This is a genomic window from Nocardia sp. NPDC057668, from assembly GCF_042799795.1.
GTDB lineage: Bacteria > Actinomycetota > Actinomycetes > Mycobacteriales > Mycobacteriaceae > Nocardia.
In genome coordinates, this window is record NZ_JBHVIC010000005.1 from 76,749 (window position 1) to 93,839 (window position 17,091).

Annotated in this window: 17 protein-coding genes and 1 pseudogene; 6 read left to right on the forward strand and 12 right to left on the reverse strand. The window is 65.9% G+C overall.

Annotated features, from left to right (window positions below; genetic code table 11):
* Positions 1 to 38: 38 nt before the first annotated feature.
* The 3 genes from ACFVBH_RS27950 (at position 39) to ACFVBH_RS27960 (ending at position 2,392) form a co-directional block, all read left to right on the forward strand.
* Positions 39 to 548, forward strand: a complete 510-nt coding sequence (locus tag ACFVBH_RS27950; RefSeq protein WP_379006004.1) for an anthrone oxygenase family protein — start codon at positions 39 to 41, stop codon at positions 546 to 548.
* 187 nt (positions 549 to 735) lie between these two features.
* Positions 736 to 2,055, forward strand: a complete 1,320-nt coding sequence (locus ACFVBH_RS27955; protein WP_379006920.1) for an FAD-binding oxidoreductase — start codon at positions 736 to 738, stop codon at positions 2,053 to 2,055.
* A 46-nt stretch (positions 2,056 to 2,101) separates the two neighbouring features.
* Positions 2,102 to 2,392, forward strand: a complete 291-nt coding sequence (locus ACFVBH_RS27960) for a GNAT family N-acetyltransferase (protein ID WP_379006007.1) — start codon at positions 2,102 to 2,104, stop codon at positions 2,390 to 2,392.
* Here ACFVBH_RS27960 and ACFVBH_RS27965 read toward each other — a convergent pair.
* From ACFVBH_RS27965 to ACFVBH_RS27980, 4 genes are all read right to left on the reverse strand, one after another.
* A complete protein-coding gene (locus ACFVBH_RS27965; RefSeq protein WP_354986778.1) occupies positions 2,389 to 2,724 on the reverse strand; it encodes a hypothetical protein in 336 nt (111 codons plus the stop codon). The genes ACFVBH_RS27960 and ACFVBH_RS27965 overlap by 4 nt on opposite strands.
* A gap of 327 nt (positions 2,725 to 3,051) precedes the next feature.
* On the reverse strand, positions 3,052 to 3,810 hold the full coding sequence (locus ACFVBH_RS27970) for an APH(3') family aminoglycoside O-phosphotransferase (protein WP_379006010.1): 759 nt from the start codon (positions 3,808 to 3,810) through the stop codon (positions 3,052 to 3,054).
* 159 nt (positions 3,811 to 3,969) lie between these two features.
* Positions 3,970 to 4,689 carry a carbohydrate-binding protein gene (locus ACFVBH_RS27975; protein WP_379006013.1) on the reverse strand — a complete coding sequence of 240 codons (720 nt, stop codon included), beginning with the start codon at positions 4,687 to 4,689 and terminating at the stop codon, positions 3,970 to 3,972.
* A 201-nt stretch (positions 4,690 to 4,890) separates the two neighbouring features.
* On the reverse strand, positions 4,891 to 5,478 hold the full coding sequence (locus ACFVBH_RS27980; RefSeq protein ID WP_379006016.1) for a TetR family transcriptional regulator: 588 nt from the start codon (positions 5,476 to 5,478) through the stop codon (positions 4,891 to 4,893).
* Between the two features lie 229 nt (positions 5,479 to 5,707).
* Here ACFVBH_RS27980 and ACFVBH_RS27985 point away from each other — a divergent pair, with 229 nt between their 5' ends.
* Positions 5,708 to 6,130, forward strand: a complete 423-nt coding sequence (locus ACFVBH_RS27985) for a hypothetical protein (RefSeq protein WP_379006018.1) — start codon at positions 5,708 to 5,710, stop codon at positions 6,128 to 6,130.
* A gap of 92 nt (positions 6,131 to 6,222) precedes the next feature.
* Positions 6,223 to 7,026, forward strand: a complete 804-nt coding sequence (locus ACFVBH_RS27990; RefSeq protein WP_379006021.1) for an aminotransferase class IV family protein — start codon at positions 6,223 to 6,225, stop codon at positions 7,024 to 7,026.
* 635 nt (positions 7,027 to 7,661) lie between these two features.
* On the opposite strand, the gene ACFVBH_RS27995 is transcribed toward ACFVBH_RS27990, so the two are convergent.
* From ACFVBH_RS27995 to ACFVBH_RS28030, 8 genes and pseudogenes are all read right to left on the reverse strand, one after another.
* Entirely contained in the window at positions 7,662 to 9,143 is a 1,482-nt protein-coding gene (locus ACFVBH_RS27995) for a DUF222 domain-containing protein (protein ID WP_379006024.1), read from the reverse strand.
* Between the two features lie 140 nt (positions 9,144 to 9,283).
* Positions 9,284 to 9,952: a YdcF family protein gene (locus tag ACFVBH_RS28000; protein WP_379006027.1), complete on the reverse strand. Its 669-nt coding sequence runs from the start codon at positions 9,950 to 9,952 to the stop codon at positions 9,284 to 9,286.
* A gap of 104 nt (positions 9,953 to 10,056) precedes the next feature.
* Positions 10,057 to 10,128, reverse strand: a pseudogene (locus ACFVBH_RS28005) (hypothetical protein); the annotation flags it as partial.
* Positions 10,129 to 11,453: 1,325 nt separating this feature from the next.
* Positions 11,454 to 12,134 (reverse strand): HAD family hydrolase, encoded by a 681-nt coding sequence (locus ACFVBH_RS28010; RefSeq protein WP_379006029.1) that lies wholly within the window; start codon positions 12,132 to 12,134, stop codon positions 11,454 to 11,456.
* A 242-nt stretch (positions 12,135 to 12,376) separates the two neighbouring features.
* A complete protein-coding gene (locus ACFVBH_RS28015) occupies positions 12,377 to 13,534 on the reverse strand; it encodes an acyl-CoA dehydrogenase family protein (RefSeq protein WP_354986768.1) in 1,158 nt (385 codons plus the stop codon).
* Positions 13,535 to 13,699: 165 nt separating this feature from the next.
* A complete protein-coding gene (locus ACFVBH_RS28020; protein WP_354986767.1) occupies positions 13,700 to 14,434 on the reverse strand; it encodes a TetR family transcriptional regulator in 735 nt (244 codons plus the stop codon).
* Between the two features lie 241 nt (positions 14,435 to 14,675).
* A complete protein-coding gene (gene purE, locus ACFVBH_RS28025; protein ID WP_379006034.1) occupies positions 14,676 to 15,179 on the reverse strand; it encodes a 5-(carboxyamino)imidazole ribonucleotide mutase in 504 nt (167 codons plus the stop codon).
* Positions 15,172 to 16,377: a 5-(carboxyamino)imidazole ribonucleotide synthase gene (locus tag ACFVBH_RS28030; protein ID WP_379006036.1), complete on the reverse strand. Its 1,206-nt coding sequence runs from the start codon at positions 16,375 to 16,377 to the stop codon at positions 15,172 to 15,174. Before ACFVBH_RS28030 ends, purE begins: the two co-directional genes overlap by 8 nt.
* 81 nt (positions 16,378 to 16,458) lie before the next feature.
* Between ACFVBH_RS28030 and ACFVBH_RS28035 the strand changes: the two genes are divergently transcribed.
* On the forward strand, positions 16,459 to 17,001 hold the full coding sequence (locus ACFVBH_RS28035) for a GtrA family protein (protein ID WP_379006038.1): 543 nt from the start codon (positions 16,459 to 16,461) through the stop codon (positions 16,999 to 17,001).
* Positions 17,002 to 17,091 lie beyond the last annotated feature (90 nt).

Here is a 17,091-nt window from a genome sequence, read left to right on the forward strand (position 1 = left end):
GGCACGCGCTCCGCTTCGTCAGCGCCCCAGGAGATTTCGTGTCGCATCGACTCGTACGGACCGTCGCACTGCTGTCCACCGGACTGCTCGCCGGGGCTTTCGGCTACGGCGCGGTCAATCTCGCGCCCACGTTCCACCGGGTGCCGCTGCAGATGCGGCTGGAGTTCCACACCGAGCTGATGAAAATGAACAGCATCAGCATGCAGGCCACCATGGCCGCCGCGGCGCTGAGCTGTCTCACGCTCGCATGGCTCGCGCGCGGGCGGGACCGGCGGCTCGCGGCGGGCGCGACGGCGCTGGTGACGGCATCGTTCGCGATCACGCGACTGGGCAATGTGCCGATCAATCACCGGATCAACGAATGGGCGCTGACCGGTGCGCCCGCCGACTACGCCGAGATCCTCGCGCGCTGGGATCTGTTCCACGCGCTGCGCACGCTGACCGGACTCGGGGCGTTCGGGCTGATGACCGTGCTCACGGTGTGGCGGGCGAGCGCCAAACCCGGGCGGGATCTCGAGGGCGCTCGCCGCGTGCCGGTTACCGCCTGACCTCGGCGCATCGACGTCCGAATCGGGCGGGATGGCAGGCCCGCCGCCGCGCGGGTCAGCGACACTCGCAACGCGACATCGGTCCGTATCGGGTGCCCGATTCTGGCGATACACGTAGTTTCTGAGGGTGGAACCGAACAGCTCTGGCGTCGACCTCGATTCGCTGCGATCCCTGCTGCCCGAGGGGATGGTCGTGACCGACCCCGACGTGCTGGCGGGATACCGGCAGGACCGGGCCTTCGACCCGAACGCCGGGATCGGGCTGGCCCTGGTGCGGCCGCTGACCACCGAACAGGTTGCGACCGTGGTGCGATGGGCGCAGGAAAAGGGCGTGCCGATCGTGCCGCGTGGAGCGGGGACCGGGTTGTCCGGCGGAGCCACCGCGCAGCACGGGGCGCTCGTGCTCAGCACCGAGAAAATGCGCGACATCACCGTCGACGCGGTCACGCGGACCGCGATCGTGCAGCCTGGCCTGCTGAACGCCGAGGTCAAACGAGCCGTGGCCGAGCACGGACTGTGGTATCCACCGGACCCGTCCTCGTTCGAGATCTGCTCGATCGGCGGCAACGCGGCCACCAACGCGGGCGGACTGTGCTGCGTGAAGTACGGCGTCACCACCGATTACGTGCTCGGCATGGAAGTGGTGCTCGCGGACGGGACCGCGGTGCGGCTGGGCGGACCGCGACTCAAGGACTCCGCCGGGCTCTCGCTCACCAAACTCTTCGTGGGCAGCGAGGGCACACTCGGCATCATCACCGAACTCACGCTCCGACTCCTGCCCGCGCAGCCGCCGCAATCGACGGTGGTGGCCACCTTCCCCACCCTCACCGCGGCCACCGACGCGATTCTCGCCATCACCGGCGCACTGCGGCCGTCGATGCTCGAATTCATGGACGCCGTCGCGGTGAACGCCGTCGAGGACGAACTCCGCATGGGCCTGGACCGGGACGCGGCGGGATTGCTGGTGGCACGCTCGGACGCACCCGGTGAACACGCCGGACACGAAGCGGACATCATGCTCGCCGCCTGCGAGAAGGCCGGCGCCACCGAGGCTTTCCGCACCGACGATCCGGACGAGGGCGAGGCCTTCTGCGCCGCGCGGCGCTTCGCCATCCCGGCCGTGGAGCGCAAGGGACCGCTACTGCTCGAGGACGTGGGCGTGCCACTGCCGCGGCTCGGAGAACTCATCACCGGCGTGGCCGATATCGCGCGCGAACGCCGCGTTCTCATCTCGGTCATCGCGCACGCGGGCGACGGCAACACCCATCCGCTCATCGTGCACGACCCCAACGACGCCGACGAAGCCGCGCGCGCCCAGCTGGCCTTCGGCGAGATCATGGACCTGGCCATCGCGCTGGGCGGCACCATCACCGGGGAACACGGCGTCGGGCGGCTGAAGAAGGACTGGCTGCCCGATCAGGTCGGACCCGATGTGATGGCACTCACTCGGCGCATCAAACAAGCCCTGGATCCGCACGGGATACTCAACCCGGGAGCCGTGCTCTGAACCGCCGGCCGGAACAATCCGCACGACAAGGGAGTTCACACCGACCATGAGTACCAGGCTGGAACACAACGCCGACGCCACGCGCTACGAGATCTACCTCGACGACACCCTCGCGGGCTACGCCGACTACGCGGAGAGCACCACCGGCGATCGCAAGGTCCGCGATATCCAGCACACACTCACCTTCCCGGAGTTCCGCGGCCGCGGCGTCGCCGCACAGGTCGTCGAATACGCACTGAACGACGCACGCGCGGAGGGCTTCTCGGTCATCCCCACCTGCTGGTACGTCGAGAAGTACATCGCCGAGCATCCCGAATACGCCGATCTGGTCGGCTAATTCGCGCGATAGCCGCCACCCGAGGACTCCGGCCGCCGCCACACCAGCAACTGGCGGTCGGCCACGCTCATCATGGCCTCGATCACCTTCTCGTTGTCGAAGCCGGGGAGCGCCTGTAGTCGCGCGAGGAAGCCGGTGTCGGCCGCGGAATGCGGCACGACACAGCCCTTACCCGTGGCTCCGATCAGCACGAAGAACACATCTTCGGCGAACGGTCCATCCGCCGTCGTAATGATGCGCACCTCGGCCAACTCGGTCCACGCGACCTCTTCCACCCGTCCGTTGGCCAGCGTGCGCCGGACGAAGGTGTCGTTGATTTCGACTCCGGCCATGGGTCCATAGTGCACCCGTCGTCCCCGGGCCGACAGTCCCGAAAGCCGTGCTTTACCTGATGAAACCGTGGCGGGAACGTCCCGTTCACCCGGCGACCGGGGACGCAGGGGCTGCGGCAATCAGTCAGCTATTAACGGGTTTTCGCGGCGACACGCGGAGGCGCTGTTGTACTGCGGGAATGCGGGTCCGCAAAATCCGAGCGAGCGGGGTCGCCGGTGGGTGGGCGCCGGGATCTGCGGGACCCTCGCGCAGCGGGGATGCCGGATCAGCGCCACGGGCAGACCCGGGATCGGCGCGACCGAGTCGGAGACGGTCGATATCCGCGCTCAGAAGAACTCGTCGAGCAGGCGGTAGTAGTCGAGCCGCCAGGGGTCCGCGCCGGTGCGATCGGCGACCCACTCCGCCAGTTCCGCACCGTAGGCGGGATTGAGATCGGGGTCCGCCACCGATCGGGTGAGCAGCGCCAGATCCAGGTGACGATCGGCGATCCCCAGCCGGCCGACGTCGAGAATGCCTGTCACCGTGAGGGTTTGCGGATCGAGGAGAACGTTCGGCAGGCAGAAGTCACCGTGGCAGACCACGAGATCGGCGGCTTCGAGCACCTCGGCCCGGGCACGATCACCCTCCAACTCGCCCAATAGCTTTGCCGCGGTGAAACCTTCACGCTCACCATCGAAATCGTCCTCGTCGACCAGCCCCGCCGCGACATTCGCCGCCGCGGCCGGAACGGTCACCGCCAGCGTGCGATCGAACGGGCATTCACCAATGGGCAACGCGTGCAACGTCCGCGAGAACTCGACGAGCACCTCGACCGCCGCCGCAGCCCGGTCTCCGGGAACATCGCTCGCCGGAATCCCCGCCAGCGTCGAACTGACCAGCGTCGCTCCACCCTCCCACGCACGCCAGTCCAGCACCCGCGGCGCACCCACCCCGATGCTCTCCAGCCACAGCAGCCGGTCCCGCTCATCCACCAACTCCGCCCGCGCGGCGGCCGTCGTAGCCGTCTTGTCGAAACGGCTGCCATCGGCACTGCGTCGTACGACGGCGTCACTACACCCGACGGTCACCACTTCCCAGTCACCCATGCGCCCGAGTCTGCCAGGCGGGACACCGCTCGGGCCTCCGCATTTCGGCGGCGACGAGTGCGCCGAGGGTGGTCGGACCCTCCGGGAAAGCGCACTGCCCGGGTTCGAGCCGTGCCCGGCCCCGGACATCGAGGACGAGCACGGCTCAGTGAGACGCGCTCAGAGTCGTTGCCACAGAGCGGGAGTCGCTGCCGGAGTCCATCCGGCATCATGGGCGGTGTGCGCCTGCAGGCATCGATACTGCGCACCGTCGAAAGTGACCACATCACCGGCGTTGTACGCCAGCCCCTGAGCCCAGGCCGAGACGGCCGGTCCGCCGGCCGCGGGCAACTTTTGCCAGAGTGCGGGCGTCGCGGCGGGAGTCCACCCGGCATCGTGCGCGGTGTGCGCCTGAATCGCCCGATACTGCGCACCGTCGAAAGTGACGACGTCACCCACGTTGTAGACCGCACCCTGCTGCCACGCGGGCACGGTGGGCAGCGCGGCCTGCACGGTCACGGTGAGAGTCGAGGTCGGCGGGCGGTAGTCCGGCGGCGAACCGAGCGCGCAACCGTAGGCCTGAATCGTGTGGGTCCCGGCCGTGGCCGGCGTCCACTGCACGGTGGCCAGCAGATTCTCATCCGGTGCGACCGCCCGGCCCTCGAGGATGTCACCCGGTTCGGCCGAATAGGGATCGACATCGATGGCGACGGCGACGGTGCTGCGAACCTCGCAGTGCACCGTGACCGTAATCGGCCGACCGACACGGATATCGTTGTCGGACACCGTGATCGTGGTCAATCCGGCCGTCGCGGGCGTGGCGGCGAAACCGGCCGCCGTGGCCATAGCCGCCATGAGGACGGCTCCGGCGCTCGCCCGGCGTACACGAGCAGATGCCATGCGTAGATCTCCTGCGTTCCAGCAATAAAATTCGTTCGCGGAGGCGAACACGCAGAAAGCTAACAGCCGGGGGCGACAGAAAACCGGGCATCGAATCGGCTACCGGATCGCCGGTGTGGAAGATCGACTTCTACTGCGACACAGCGCAATTCCATTCAGACGGGTTGGCACATGTGATGATGCAGCGCAATCCCAGCGACATCACGCGGTGGTGACCGCAACACGGCGCGGGTCGATCAGAGCGCCGACGGCGAGGGCCAATTCGTGGCGTTGGTCGGCTGTTCGCCGGGACGAGAGTGTGGAGTCCGTGGCATCGGCGCGGGCGAGGGTGTGGATCTGATCCAGGAGGGAGGCGGCCGGGACCGCGAGAGTGACATGGCCGGTGGATTGTGCGTATTCGATCGCGGCGATCCTGTGCTCGGTAGCGGCCCGGAGAGCGGGGGAGGCATTCGTGAGGTCGGAGCGTTCGAGAGACTGCCAGAGCAGCAGGCGTGCCAGGTGCGGAGCAGCGCGATAGTGATCGAAGAGGCACTGGGCGTAGCGGGGTAGATCCTCGACATCGAAGGGGATCGTCGTGTGCGCCGCCGCATGGTGATTCAGAACCGCGGCGAACAGGGCATTCTTGCTGCCGTAGTAGGCGTAGAGCATGCGGGGATTCGAGCGCGCCGCCTCGGCAATGCGAGCGGTGCGAGCGCCGGCCAGGCCGAAGGCAGCGAACTCGATTGTGGCAGCGTCGAGAATTCGACGGCGCGTCGCATCGGCATCTCGTGGTTCGGCTGGTTTCGTCATCTGTACCTGCGCTCTCCAGATAAGTAATCGGTTAATTACCGGATGACCTCGGCGAAGAGTATCGGGGTTTGTGCAGGTCACCGAGTTGGTTGCCGATCCACGCCGACGTGCGGCGTGTCGGGCGAGCAGTGCGGGAAATCTCGGGACCTCGGCGGGGGAGCGCATGGCGACGGCGACAGCGGGTAGTCGATCAGTGCATCCCATTGGCTGACGCAGGTAGGAGCAGACCATGAGCGCGATCGGGCTCACCGGCGATATCGAGCATCCCTTCACGGTCGAACCCAGCTCGGCGGAAGTCACCGTCACACCGGGCGGCGGGGCCGTTCGAGCGGGAGTGCGTATCACGCCGGCCGACGAGGGCGGCATCGGTGAAGTGCGCATCGTTGTCGGTGTCATCGCCGATTCGGGGCTGAGCTTCACGCGGCACGAACTGTCCAGTGGTACGGGCGTCAGCTACCAGCCGGGAGCCGACTCGCGTGCGGATGTGCTGAGCTTCGACGGCATCGAGCTGGACACATCGGCGAATCCCGAACTGTCCGTGGAGATCACAGCGGATGCGGAGGCATCCGAGGAGCCGACCACGGTGACATTCGTAGTCGGCGCGGTGACGTGCGCGGTACCGGTGCGGATACAGGGGCCGGATTCCGAATAGTCGATGCGGCGGATATCGAGAAGGGTGGTGTTGGCGCACCCCGGATAGCCGCGCACTGGTTGGCCGGCTTCCCCGGCGGCAGGCTCGATCGCATGAACTCCTACGTCGCACAGCTCAACGGCCAACCTGCCACAGCGTCCGATCTGACTCCGGTGGCCTTCGCCGGCTACGCGCACTTCACCGCTATGCAGGTGCGTGACAAAGGAATTCGCGGAATGGACCTTCATCTGGACCGGCTGCGCAACGCATCCACGCGAATGTTCGGCCGCGCACTACCTGACGAGCTGATCCGCGAACACCTGCGCACCGCTCTCGCGGATGGGCCCGCTGATCTGTCACTCACCGCGACGGTGTTCTCACCCGCGGGCGAATTCACAGTGGCCGGAACCGATATCGAGCCGCAGGTTCTGATCCGGACCGGGCCGCCCGCCAGCGGGCCGAGCGGGCCACTCGCTCTCGACGTTGTCGAACACGAACGCGCGTTGCCGTCCATCAAGCATGTCGGTGAAGTCGCGAAGACGTATTACCTTCGCGAAGCCGTCGCGCGGGGATTCGACGATGCGGCGTTCATCGACCGCAACGGGCGATTCAGTGAGGCCACGATCTGGAATCTGGCGTTCTGGGACGGATCCGCTGTGGTGTGGCCCGAGGCGGAAATGTTGCGCGGAACCACAATGGGGATTGTTCAGCGGCAGTTGGGGCGGTTCGGCGTTCCGCAGGTCACGAAAGTTGTCACCGCCGCTGATCTTCCAGGGTTGTCCGGCGCGGTGGTCATGAACTCCTGGAATCCGGGGATCTCGGTTCATCGGATCGGGGGGACGGTGTTTCCTCGGGCTGTGGAATTTACGGAGGTTTTGCAGCGGGCCTATGACGCTGAACCGGCTGTCTTGGTTTAGGAGGCTGCGGTTTGGGGGCGGGGGCTGCGGTTCCATCGCTACCGAGGCGAAGGCCGGAGCTGCTTCCGTGTATGCGTGGCCGAGTTCTCCGGGAATCGGAGCGTTGGGTGGGTGGTTCCGGTTCGGACGACTGGATAACGAGATACCAGCGTTGTGCGGTGGGGGAACTCGGCTGCGGTTGGGTGGCCTACCGGAGAAAGAGCAGCCTGGATAACGGGATACCAGCGTGGACCGGTTGAGAGCCTCGACGGCGGTACCAGCCCTCCCGGGCCGATAAACGTAATCCACCACTCGTGGGGGTAAGAGCCAGCCTCGAATCGATTACCGCTCACCACAATCACCCGCTAAGGCAGTACAAGCATTCAGCGATGACGGATCTTTGTCTGTAGAGCTCGAGAAGGTTCCCACAGCCATCCAGCCAGGCTGGAAGGGCGAACAGTCTCCCAGCTGGGGAGCCGAAATCGGGTACGGCAGGCGAAGTAACCAGCACTGCCTCGTTGTTCTTGCTTGTTCTCCCGAACCCCGCTGGAACGCGAAGGGTGCGTGCGAGTCTCGGCTACGTCGGCCACAGGAGTGAACACCTATGATCCTTTGCGTTGGTCTAGGCTTTGCGGGTTCGGCTGCAGAGCAGCGCTTTAACAGAGTCGCCGCGCCGGGATACCCGGGATCCCAGAGGGACCGCGCACACGCGGGTGATGGCTGAAATTCACGCGTGGTCTGCGGGCTGGGTCGATGTGTGGTGGTGGTATCCACCCGGTTTTGCCCGGATTCTCCGAATCGGGCGGCATCACGATCGTTTTCCAACCGTTCGGACCAGAATTGACCTGTGCGTGGCAGGCATCGCACGCGAAAGTCAGGTTCTCGATGTCCGTTTCGCCGCCATCAGCCCATTCCTTGATGTGATGCACCGCCGAGCGGGTGGCTGGGGCGTCGCATCCGGGGCGGGTGCACCCGCGCTCGACCGCGGTGAGGGCCAGGCGCTGCTCTACCGAGGCGAGGCGTTGACCACGAGAGAGGTGCAGTGGGCGGCCGTTGGCATCTACGATCACCAGGTACGGGGTCGAACGCGCGGCCAACTTGATCGCTTCGGTGATCGAGAGCGTGCCACCGGTGTTCGTGGTAGCGAGCCCGGTCCGCTGCTCCAGGTCCGTCAACCGCATCGTGACCACAGTCGAGACCGGCAGCCCCCGGTGATACCCGAGCTTGGTGGGACCCATGTCCGGGTGCAGGAACCGAAGCAGCGCATCGTGATTGCGCTGGGCTTCGCTGCGGTGATCACGCTTGGCAGCAGCTCGCAGCACCGCACGAGCAGCGACGGTGGCTGTGTCGGCGTCGCTGTCGTCGGTTTCGGTTTCGGTGTCGATCCCGAGTTCTGCTGTGGTGTGTGGGCTTTCGGGGTCATCGGGGTTGCACATGCCGGGTCGGGCGAATTTGGCGAACATGGGCAGGAACACCGCACCCAACTCCGGGGTCAGCAACCCCGAGATAGGGAACATCCCATCCGCGCGTTGACGCCCGATGCAGATCCCGCGCATCCGCTGCCGGTCCTTGTCCGCGGTCAACACCCCATCCGGGTCGGTGTATGCCAGGACCCGCACTCCGAGTGTGGTCACACCCTTGGGATCGCCGGTGCGCGCGAAGTCGGTCAGGGACCGTTCAGCGAGTTCCTTCAATGTCGGTTCCACACTGGCGGGGATCCGATCGAGGACCTTCACGATCGCCTGCACATGATCAGCCGAGATCTCCCCGGAACGCTGCGCGGCGGCGATGTGCGGGAACACCGGCGGGCGCTGAACCGACCCTTCGGACACGGCCGAGAGCCGGTCGGCGTTCCGCACTCGGGCAGCCGCGTCGAAATGCGAGATCCGCAGCGTTTGTTGCAGGAACACGATCAGGCTCTTGATCCCGGCCCGAGAGGACAGCCCCCGCGCACCACATTCGAGAGCGAAACGCTGCTTCGCCACTTCGAGCTTGCGGAAGCTGATTTCGATGTCCTGCATGATCTCGATGACCTCGTCATCGGACAACGAATACAGGGGAGATTCGAGAAGCCCTTCCACCGCGGCAGCGAATGCTTGTGCACTCTGCGCGATGGCGGATTCCCTTCCCGAATTCATACCCCTATTCTACTCCTCAATAGCGAGCAGACATAGTCCAATTCCATTGTGATACAACGCTATTCAGACCAAGCGGCGGTTCAGATCCGAACGAAAACTCGCCCTTTCCCTACGCCGGCAACCTACCGCCGCATTCCCACCTACTCGGGATGAAGCCGCCGAACGAATCCCGCATCAACCAAGCGCGAGAACGCCTTACGAACCCGATCCGGCACCGGCTGCTCGATAGCCCATCCCAAAGCGGGATAGACCCAAAGCCGCTGCGTATCCCCCACCAGCGTGTTGATGACGCGGTCGACGTCACCGATCCCGGCGACGTAGTCGTCGAGCGGCACCGCCCGCGACGCACAGGTCACCTCGACCTCCGGCCACCGCTTCCGGCAGATGGCGTAGGCCCGGCGCTGCTGATACGGCCGGGAAATCAGCGTGACCGACCGGATATCACCAAGGGTCCCAGTACTTTCGAAGAGAGCACGGGTGAAATCGATGTTCTCCCCGGTGTTCGTGGCGTCGGGCTCCACCAGAATCGCATCACCCGGAACACCCGATTCCATTGCCCGCTCACGGAAATGCACCGCCTCCCCGCGCGGAAAGAGTTCGGTCGTACCGGGCGCGTTCCCGCCGGAGAATACGATCCGCGGAAACAGCCCGCGATGGTAGAGCTCCGCCGTATAGACCGGCACATCCAGATCATGGCTCCCCAACCCGATCCCGGCATCGACGGCCCGTACCTCATGATGCATCTGCGCGTGGTCCCACAAAACCTCGACCTCCACACGGAGTCCCACGGGAATGACCGTCGACGCCACGAGCTCTCCTCCACCGGCAAACGTGAACTCATAGCTACCAGAACGCCGCAGGGCGGCACCGAAACCGGTGCCGCCCTGCGGGAATTCCGTCGACGCGAGAAACCTCAGCGCAGGATCTGGCGCGACATGACGACGCGCTGGATCTGGTTGGTGCCCTCGTAGATCTGGGTGATCTCGCGGTGCGTGTCGGCCACCTCCGGAAACACCAGCGAATGAGGCGCTGAGCTGCGAGACGAGATCTGGTGAGTTCTACCCGGTTCTGGGGCGTTCGGAGCTCCCGACGGCCTGTGGACGGCCTGGACGCCGCTCCCCCATGCATCCTGTAATGCCGATGACAGGGTGATTCTCTGGGATTCGTGTGGTCGGTCCGATCCGGATGTCTGTGGAAGCGAGCCGACTTCTGGTGCGACGATGTTCGACGTGATCGCGGAGCCGGACGACGAGTACGAATACTTGAGAGCGGTGGAGTTGTTGGCCCGGGAGGTCGACGATTGTGCCCGAGCTGAAGGGTGGCGCAGTCTCGCGCCCGATCCGTTGGACTCGACGCCCCTGCAGCAGGCGGTCAATGCACTCGCGCGTGAACTCCGCAGCTATCACTTCGAAGGTGACGGCTGTGATGATCCTGCACCGAGTTTGAAGATCAGTGGCGCGGTAGTCGTTGGGCCGCACACGGATATGTACGAGCAAGTGTGCGCAAGGCTCGGGGTCGAGCCGCGGGCCGAGGGGTGGGCGGTGTGGCATACCTGGAACCGACGCGGTGATAGGCGCACGTTGGTCACGACGCGGATCTCCACGACCGAGGGACTATTGAGGAACTGGCAACGCGGGCTCGACGCCTCTCCCACTGTCCCGAACCGGGCACAGGTCGTCTCGACTGTCCGAGGGTGGGTCGGCCCGTGCGTCCTGTCACCTCGACGAGCGAAGTATGAAGGCTTGATCGATCACCAGCCCTGATCGGGAGGCCCAATAAGTGGACGGCAACGCACGCTATTGCCGCTGATCGCTCGGGTGTCCGGGGACTTCTCTTTCCCCGCTTCCTCATACAGGCCATCCTCTGTGGAGGGAGGGCGTGTCAAGGATGCCGTAGGCACCGCGTAGCGGACAGCGGCAGCTGGTCCTTGACTCGTCCTTCCGGAGCGAGACAATCGGGCCGATGAGGAGGCGGGGAGCTACCGACCGCAGGAGTGCCAATCTCGATGGCGAGAGTCCGGTGCGAGAGTCGGCTGATACCGGAGTCCGCGGTGAGAGTGCCGGCCGATTCGTCGACGGTGAGCGGGACCGGCGATCAGTGCCGGTGCTCGGCCCGCCCTGCTCTTCATGTCGGGTCTGATGCTGGTGAGCTCACTAGGTTTTGGAGGTGTGGGTTTGTCGCCGACGCGCCGCCGCTCCGGCGGGCGGAGCGGAGCCCAGCCGTTGTGCGGCGTCAGCGTGGCGGCGGCGCGCCAGCGCAACCCTTGAACCTATAGCGAAATTCGGCAACGAGTCAGGAACCGGCTGGCGCTCAGAGCATGTAGCTCACTGCCTCGGAGAGGGTGTGCATGGTCGTGACGACAGCGTCGGGCGCGTACTCAGCGAAGAGTTGCAGTTTCTCCGGGCAGTTCGCGAGAGCGATGACCGCCACCGACGCAGCACGGGCGGCTTGAATGTCGCTGACCGAATCACCGATGAAGACACATTGGTCAGGCGTTTCCTGGGTGAACTCGATTGCCCGGGTCAGCAGGTATGGATTCGGTTTCAGCAGCGGGACATTGATCATCGTTCGACCGAAGATGCTGTGCCGGAGGTAGTCCGGCAACTCATCGTGAGCAGCGATGTACACGCTGACGGCTTCCGAAGAGTTGTTGGTGACCACGCAAGTTTCGTAGTGGGTCTGATCTACGAGCCGCATGAAATTGCCGAAATAGGGTGTTGCCTGTGCTGATCGGACAGCCTCGACCTCGATCTCAGCGAATCGGCGTTCGATTCTCTCGCCGGTCGCCCGTCCGAGCGAGGCCGCGTAATGAAGGACATCGAAGGGGTCTCTCGTCCTGGCGATGCCTTCCGGTACAGGCAAGTTGATCTCTTTGACGAGGGTGTCGGCCGCTTCCCGGCCGGAAAGACCCGAGAACACGGAACAAACCGACCCATCGAAGTCCAGGAGCAGAACCGATCGTTGCCAGAGCAGATCCAGCAATTCATTCACGGTCGATAGTCCTCGGCGACCGAGTTCCAAATGCTGTCGAACCAGGCCCGAGCCCGGGGGACGAACTGGATTTGCGCCGAAGCCGGGCGCGGATAGTTCGAGTCGAGGGCGTCCACGTGCCCGAGCGTAGCCGAGCACCTGGAATGATCCAGAACCTCGAAGCTACCGGGTAGGCAGACAAAGACCGAGGGCGGTACCGAATCCGGTACCGCCCTCGGGAAACTCGCTGCCGCGGAAGGGAATCAGCGCAGGATCTGGCGCGACATCACGACGCGCTGGATCTGGTTGGTGCCCTCGTAGATCTGGGTGATCTTGGCATCGCGCATCATCCGCTCCACGGGGAAGTCGGTGGTGTAGCCGGCGCCGCCGAACAGCTGGACCGCGTTCGTCGTCACCTCCATCGCCACGTCGGAGGCGAAGCACTTCGCGGCGGCGGAGATGAAGCCGAGGTTCTTCTCGCCGCGCTCGGCGCGGGCCGCGGAGGTGTAGACCATCAGGCGGGCGGCCTCGATCTTCATCGCCATGTCGGCCAGCATGAACTCGGTGTTCTGGAACGACGCGATCGTCTTGCCGAACTGCTTGCGGTCCTTGGTGTAGGCGATCGCGGCGTCCAGGGCGCCCTGGGCGATGCCGACGGCCTGCGCGCCGATCGTCGGGCGGGTGTGGTCCAGGGTCTGCAGGGCGGTCTTGAAGCCGGTGCCGGGCTCGCCGATGATCCGGTCGCCGGGAACCTTGCAGTTCTCGAAGTACAGCTCGGCGGTGGGCGAACCCTTGATGCCCAGCTTGTGCTCCAGCGGGCCGACCACGAAGCCCTCGTCGTCCTTGTGGACCATGAACGCCGAGATGCCGTTCGCGCCCTTGTCGGCGTCGGTCACAGCCATCACGGTGTACCAGTCGGACTTGCCGCCGTTGGTGATCCAGCACTTCGAGCCGTTGATGATCCAGCCGTCGCCGTCCGCCTTCGCGCGGGTGCGCATCGAGGCGGCGTCGGAGCCGGCCTCACGCTCGGACAGCGCGTAGGACGCCATCCCGCCGTTGACGATGGTCGGCAGCACCTGCTGCTTGAGCTCGTCCGAGCCGTTCAGGATCAGGCCCATGGTGCCGAGCTTGTTCACGGCCGGGATCAGCGAGGACGAACCACAGACGCGGGCGACCTCCTCGATCACGATGCAGGTCGCGACCGAGTCCGCGCCCTGACCGCCGAAGGCGTCCGGCACGTGCACCGCGTTGAAGCCCGCGGCGTTGAGCGCGGTCAGCGCCTCCTCCGGGAAACGCGACTTGCCGTCGACGTCCTTGGCGTAGGGCGCGATCTCCTTCTCGGACAGACCGCGAATGGCCTCGCGCAGCTCATTGTGGAAATCCTCGAGCTGGAACAGATTGAAATCGGGGTTGCCCGCCATGGGAGTTCGTCTCCTGGTCGTCGGATCGGATCGCCGCTGGTTACCCAGCATCCTCGGCACTGAGTGCCATTCACGAGATAGTGTACGCCGCAATAGTGCGACCACATGCGCTTACTCCCCCATCAAGGGGTGGCACGCAGTGTCATATATGCCACTGTTTACCGGTTACAGCCTATCGAGGCGACTGGCCAGCAAGTCAGCGACCTGCCGGGGCGGCATATCCCTCGGAAACACGGCTACCACCATTTGATCATCGGCGGCCCGGTTCGCGGCGTGCCCGGAACCGGACGATTCCGACCGCACAGCAACCGGCCCGCGTTCACCCCGCGGAATCGTCGCCAGCGCCGCGCGCAGATCCGCCGACCCGGCCGCCGACTGCCCGCGCACCATGCGCCGCAGCAGATAGTTGTGCGTGGCCGTCACCGCGGCGGTGAACTGCACCAGCGCCAGATCCGAACTCCCCGCGAGCTTTTCACGCAGATAGTCGGTGAACAACCGCTCGTAGCGGAACACCGTCACGATCTCGCGCTCGCGCAGCGCGGGCACCTGGCGTACCACCCCGTACCGGCGCACCGCCAGCTCCCGCCACTGCGTGAACCGCTCGAACACCCCGATCACGGCCTCGCACACCGCATCCCACGGATCGCCCTGCGCGGTATCGAGGAACTCCCGCGCCTGCGCCAGCTGGGACTCGTGATCGGCGAAGACCACGTCCTCCTTCGACCGGAACTGCCGGAAGAAGGTACGCCGCGAGATACCCGCCGCCTCCGCGATCTCGTCGACAGTCGTTGCCTCGTAACCCTTGTCGGAGAAGAGCCGCAGAGCCTGATCGACGACGCGCAGCCGCCGCGCGGTCGCGTCCGCACCGGAGCGGGCAGCGGGAGAAGGGTCAACGGTCACCGGTCAACCGTAGCCATAGGAACCCGCACACCCGGCATGCAGCCGTTGCGGCGCGCATCCTCGGCGGTTCGCAGCGGCGTTGCGGATCCGCAGCGTGCGTCCGGGCGAATCGAGCGCGTCGATGACCCGTGGAACGACTCGGCCGAGCCGAACGCCCGGACCGGACGTCGTGCGCGACGACCGCCCGGCGGACTCGAACCGGCCGGCGCGAACCGGCTCGGCCCGGCGAACTCGAACCGGCTCAGCCCAGCAGGCTCGAGCGCAGCTTGGCGTCCTTCTCCAGGACCATCTTCTCCAGATCGGTCTGGAACTGCTCCATCTTCGTGCGCAGCGCCGTGTCCGAGGCCGCGAGAATGCGCACGGCCAGCAGACCCGCGTTGCGCGCCCCGCCGATCGACACGGTCGCCACCGGGACGCCCGCCGGCATCTGCACGATCGACAGCAGCGAATCCATGCCGTCCAGGTGCTTGAGGGGAACCGGGACGCCGATCACCGGGAGCGGGGTCGCCGAGGCGACCATGCCGGGCAGATGCGCCGCGCCGCCCGCGCCGGCGATGATCACCTGCACGCCGCGACCGGCCGCCTCGCGGGCGTAATCGAGCATGCGCTGGGGCGTGCGGTGTGCCGAGACCACGCCGACCTCGAAGCGAATCCCGAACTCGGCCAGCGCTTCCGCGGCCGCGACCATCGTCGGCCAATCGGAGTCGCTGCCCATGATCAGGCCAACCTGTGCGGACTCAGTCATGATGCGGATCCCATCCATCGGTCCAAATCGCGTGCGACATCCAGTGCGCCGCGCGCTCGGCCTTCTCGCGGGTGGCCTCGACCTCGTCGCCGAGCACGTTGATGTGGCCGATCTTGCGATCGGGCCGCTCACCCTTGCCGTACAGGTGCACCTTGGCCTCGGGCAGGCGCGCGGCCAGATGATGCAGCCGCTCGTCCATCGACATCTCCGGGGCCTGCGCGGCGCCGAGGATGTTCGCCATCACCGTCACCGGCGCCAGCGGGCGGGTACTGCCCAGCGGGTAGTCCAGCACCGCGCGCAGATGCTGCTCGAACTGGCCCGTGCAGGCCCCGTCCATCCCCCAGTGCCCGGAATTGTGCGGGCGCATGGCCAGCTCGTTCACCAGCAGCTCACCCGAGCGCGTCTCGAAGAACTCGACCGCCATCGCACCGGTGACGCCCAGCTCGGCCGCGAGGCGCAGCGCCAGGCCCTCGGCCTCGGAACCGCGCTGCTCGGGCAGGTCCGGCGCGGGCGCGATGACCACCGCGCACTGACCGTTGCGCTGCACGGTCTCCACCACCGGCCAGGTCGCGGCCTGCCCGAACGGGGACCGCGCCACCATGGCCGACAGCTCGCGAGCCAGCTCCACCTTGGTCTCGGCCAGCAGCGAAACGCCATGCGTCAGTTGGTCGGCCACGATCGTCTCGGCCTCGGCCGCGTCCGCGGGCATCCACACGCCGCGCCCGTCGTAGCCGCCGCGCACCGCCTTGAGCACGAACGGCCAGCCGTGCGCGTCACCGAAGGCGACGGCGTCGGTGATCGAAGTCACCTCCGCGAATTCCGGGATCGGCACGCCCAGCTCGGCCAGTTTGCGGCGCATGCGCAGTTTGTCCTGAGCGAAGATCAGCGCGCTCGGCGGCGGCTGCACGTTCACGCCCTCGGCGATCAGCTCCTCGAGCAGTTCGGTGGGCACGCCCTCGTGGTCGAAGGTCACCGCGTGCGAACCGACCGCGGCCTTGCGCAGGGCGGTGAGATCACCGTGGCTGCCGAACACCACATCGGGCGTCACCTGGGCGGCCGGGTCATCGGGCCGCTCCGCCAGCACTCGCAGCCGCTGGCCCAGGGCGATCGCCGCCTGGTGGGTCATGCGCGCGAGCTGGCCGCCACCGATCATCGTCACGGTGGGCATCGCGGAGGAGTCGAAGGAACGTGCGTTCACGTTCATAAATGTTGTCATGTGGCCAACCCCCCAGTTGCCGCGGGTTGCTCATGGCCTCCGCAGGCGACGTAGACTCGCGAGGTGTCATTCGTCGACGACGTGGTAAACGTCCTGCCCAAGCCCCTGCGGGACCTCGCAGACCGCCATTACGAACTGTTGAAGTTCGCGATTGTCGGTGCGACCACGTTCGTCATCGACATCGGCATCTTCTACGTCCTGAAATGGACGATTCTCGACGAAAAGCCGACCATCGCGCGGGTGCTCTCGGGCATCGTCGCGGTCATCGTGTCCTACATCCTCAATCGGGAATGGACCTTCGACAAACGCGGCGGCAGAGAGAAGCATCACGAAGCACTGCTGTTCTTCGCGGTGAGCGGGATCGGCGTGGTGCTGGCCAGCATCCCGCTGTGGCTCTCGAACAATGTGCTCGACCTGCGCCAGCCGCACGTGAGCTTCACCGTCGAGAACATCACCGACTTCATCAGCGCGTTCATCATCGGCAACCTGCTGCAGATGGCGTTCCGGTTCTGGGCCATGAAGCGCTGGGTCTTCCCGGACGAGATGGCCGAGATGGAATCCGAGCTCGAGGACCTCATCAACGAGGAGCAACTCGGACACAGCTGAGAAACGAACAGGGAACGGCCCGCGACGGATGTCGCGGGCCGTTCGCCGTTCGGGGGGATCGGGACGACCCGGGGTCCGAGGTCGCCGTAC

Bases quoted from the DNA above. Each gene is read 5' to 3' on its own strand.
- ACFVBH_RS27955 (WP_379006920.1), top strand. From the start codon at position 736: ATGGTCGTGACCGACCCCGACGTGCTGGCGGGATACCGGCAGGACCGG.
- ACFVBH_RS27960 (WP_379006007.1), top strand. From the start codon at position 2,102: ATGAGTACCAGGCTGGAACACAACGCCGACGCCACGCGCTACGAGATC.
- ACFVBH_RS27965 (WP_354986778.1), bottom strand. From the start codon at position 2,724: ATGGCCGGAGTCGAAATCAACGACACCTTCGTCCGGCGCACGCTGGCC.
- ACFVBH_RS27970 (WP_379006010.1), bottom strand. From the start codon at position 3,810: ATGGGTGACTGGGAAGTGGTGACCGTCGGGTGTAGTGACGCCGTCGTA.
- ACFVBH_RS27975 (WP_379006013.1), bottom strand. From the start codon at position 4,689: ATGGCATCTGCTCGTGTACGCCGGGCGAGCGCCGGAGCCGTCCTCATG.
- ACFVBH_RS27980 (WP_379006016.1), bottom strand. From the start codon at position 5,478: ATGACGAAACCAGCCGAACCACGAGATGCCGATGCGACGCGCCGTCGA.
- ACFVBH_RS27985 (WP_379006018.1), top strand. From the start codon at position 5,708: ATGAGCGCGATCGGGCTCACCGGCGATATCGAGCATCCCTTCACGGTC.
- ACFVBH_RS27990 (WP_379006021.1), top strand. From the start codon at position 6,223: ATGAACTCCTACGTCGCACAGCTCAACGGCCAACCTGCCACAGCGTCC.
- ACFVBH_RS27995 (WP_379006024.1), bottom strand. From the start codon at position 9,143: ATGAATTCGGGAAGGGAATCCGCCATCGCGCAGAGTGCACAAGCATTC.
- ACFVBH_RS28015 (WP_354986768.1), bottom strand. From the start codon at position 13,534: ATGGCGGGCAACCCCGATTTCAATCTGTTCCAGCTCGAGGATTTCCAC.
- purE (WP_379006034.1), bottom strand. From the start codon at position 15,179: ATGACTGAGTCCGCACAGGTTGGCCTGATCATGGGCAGCGACTCCGAT.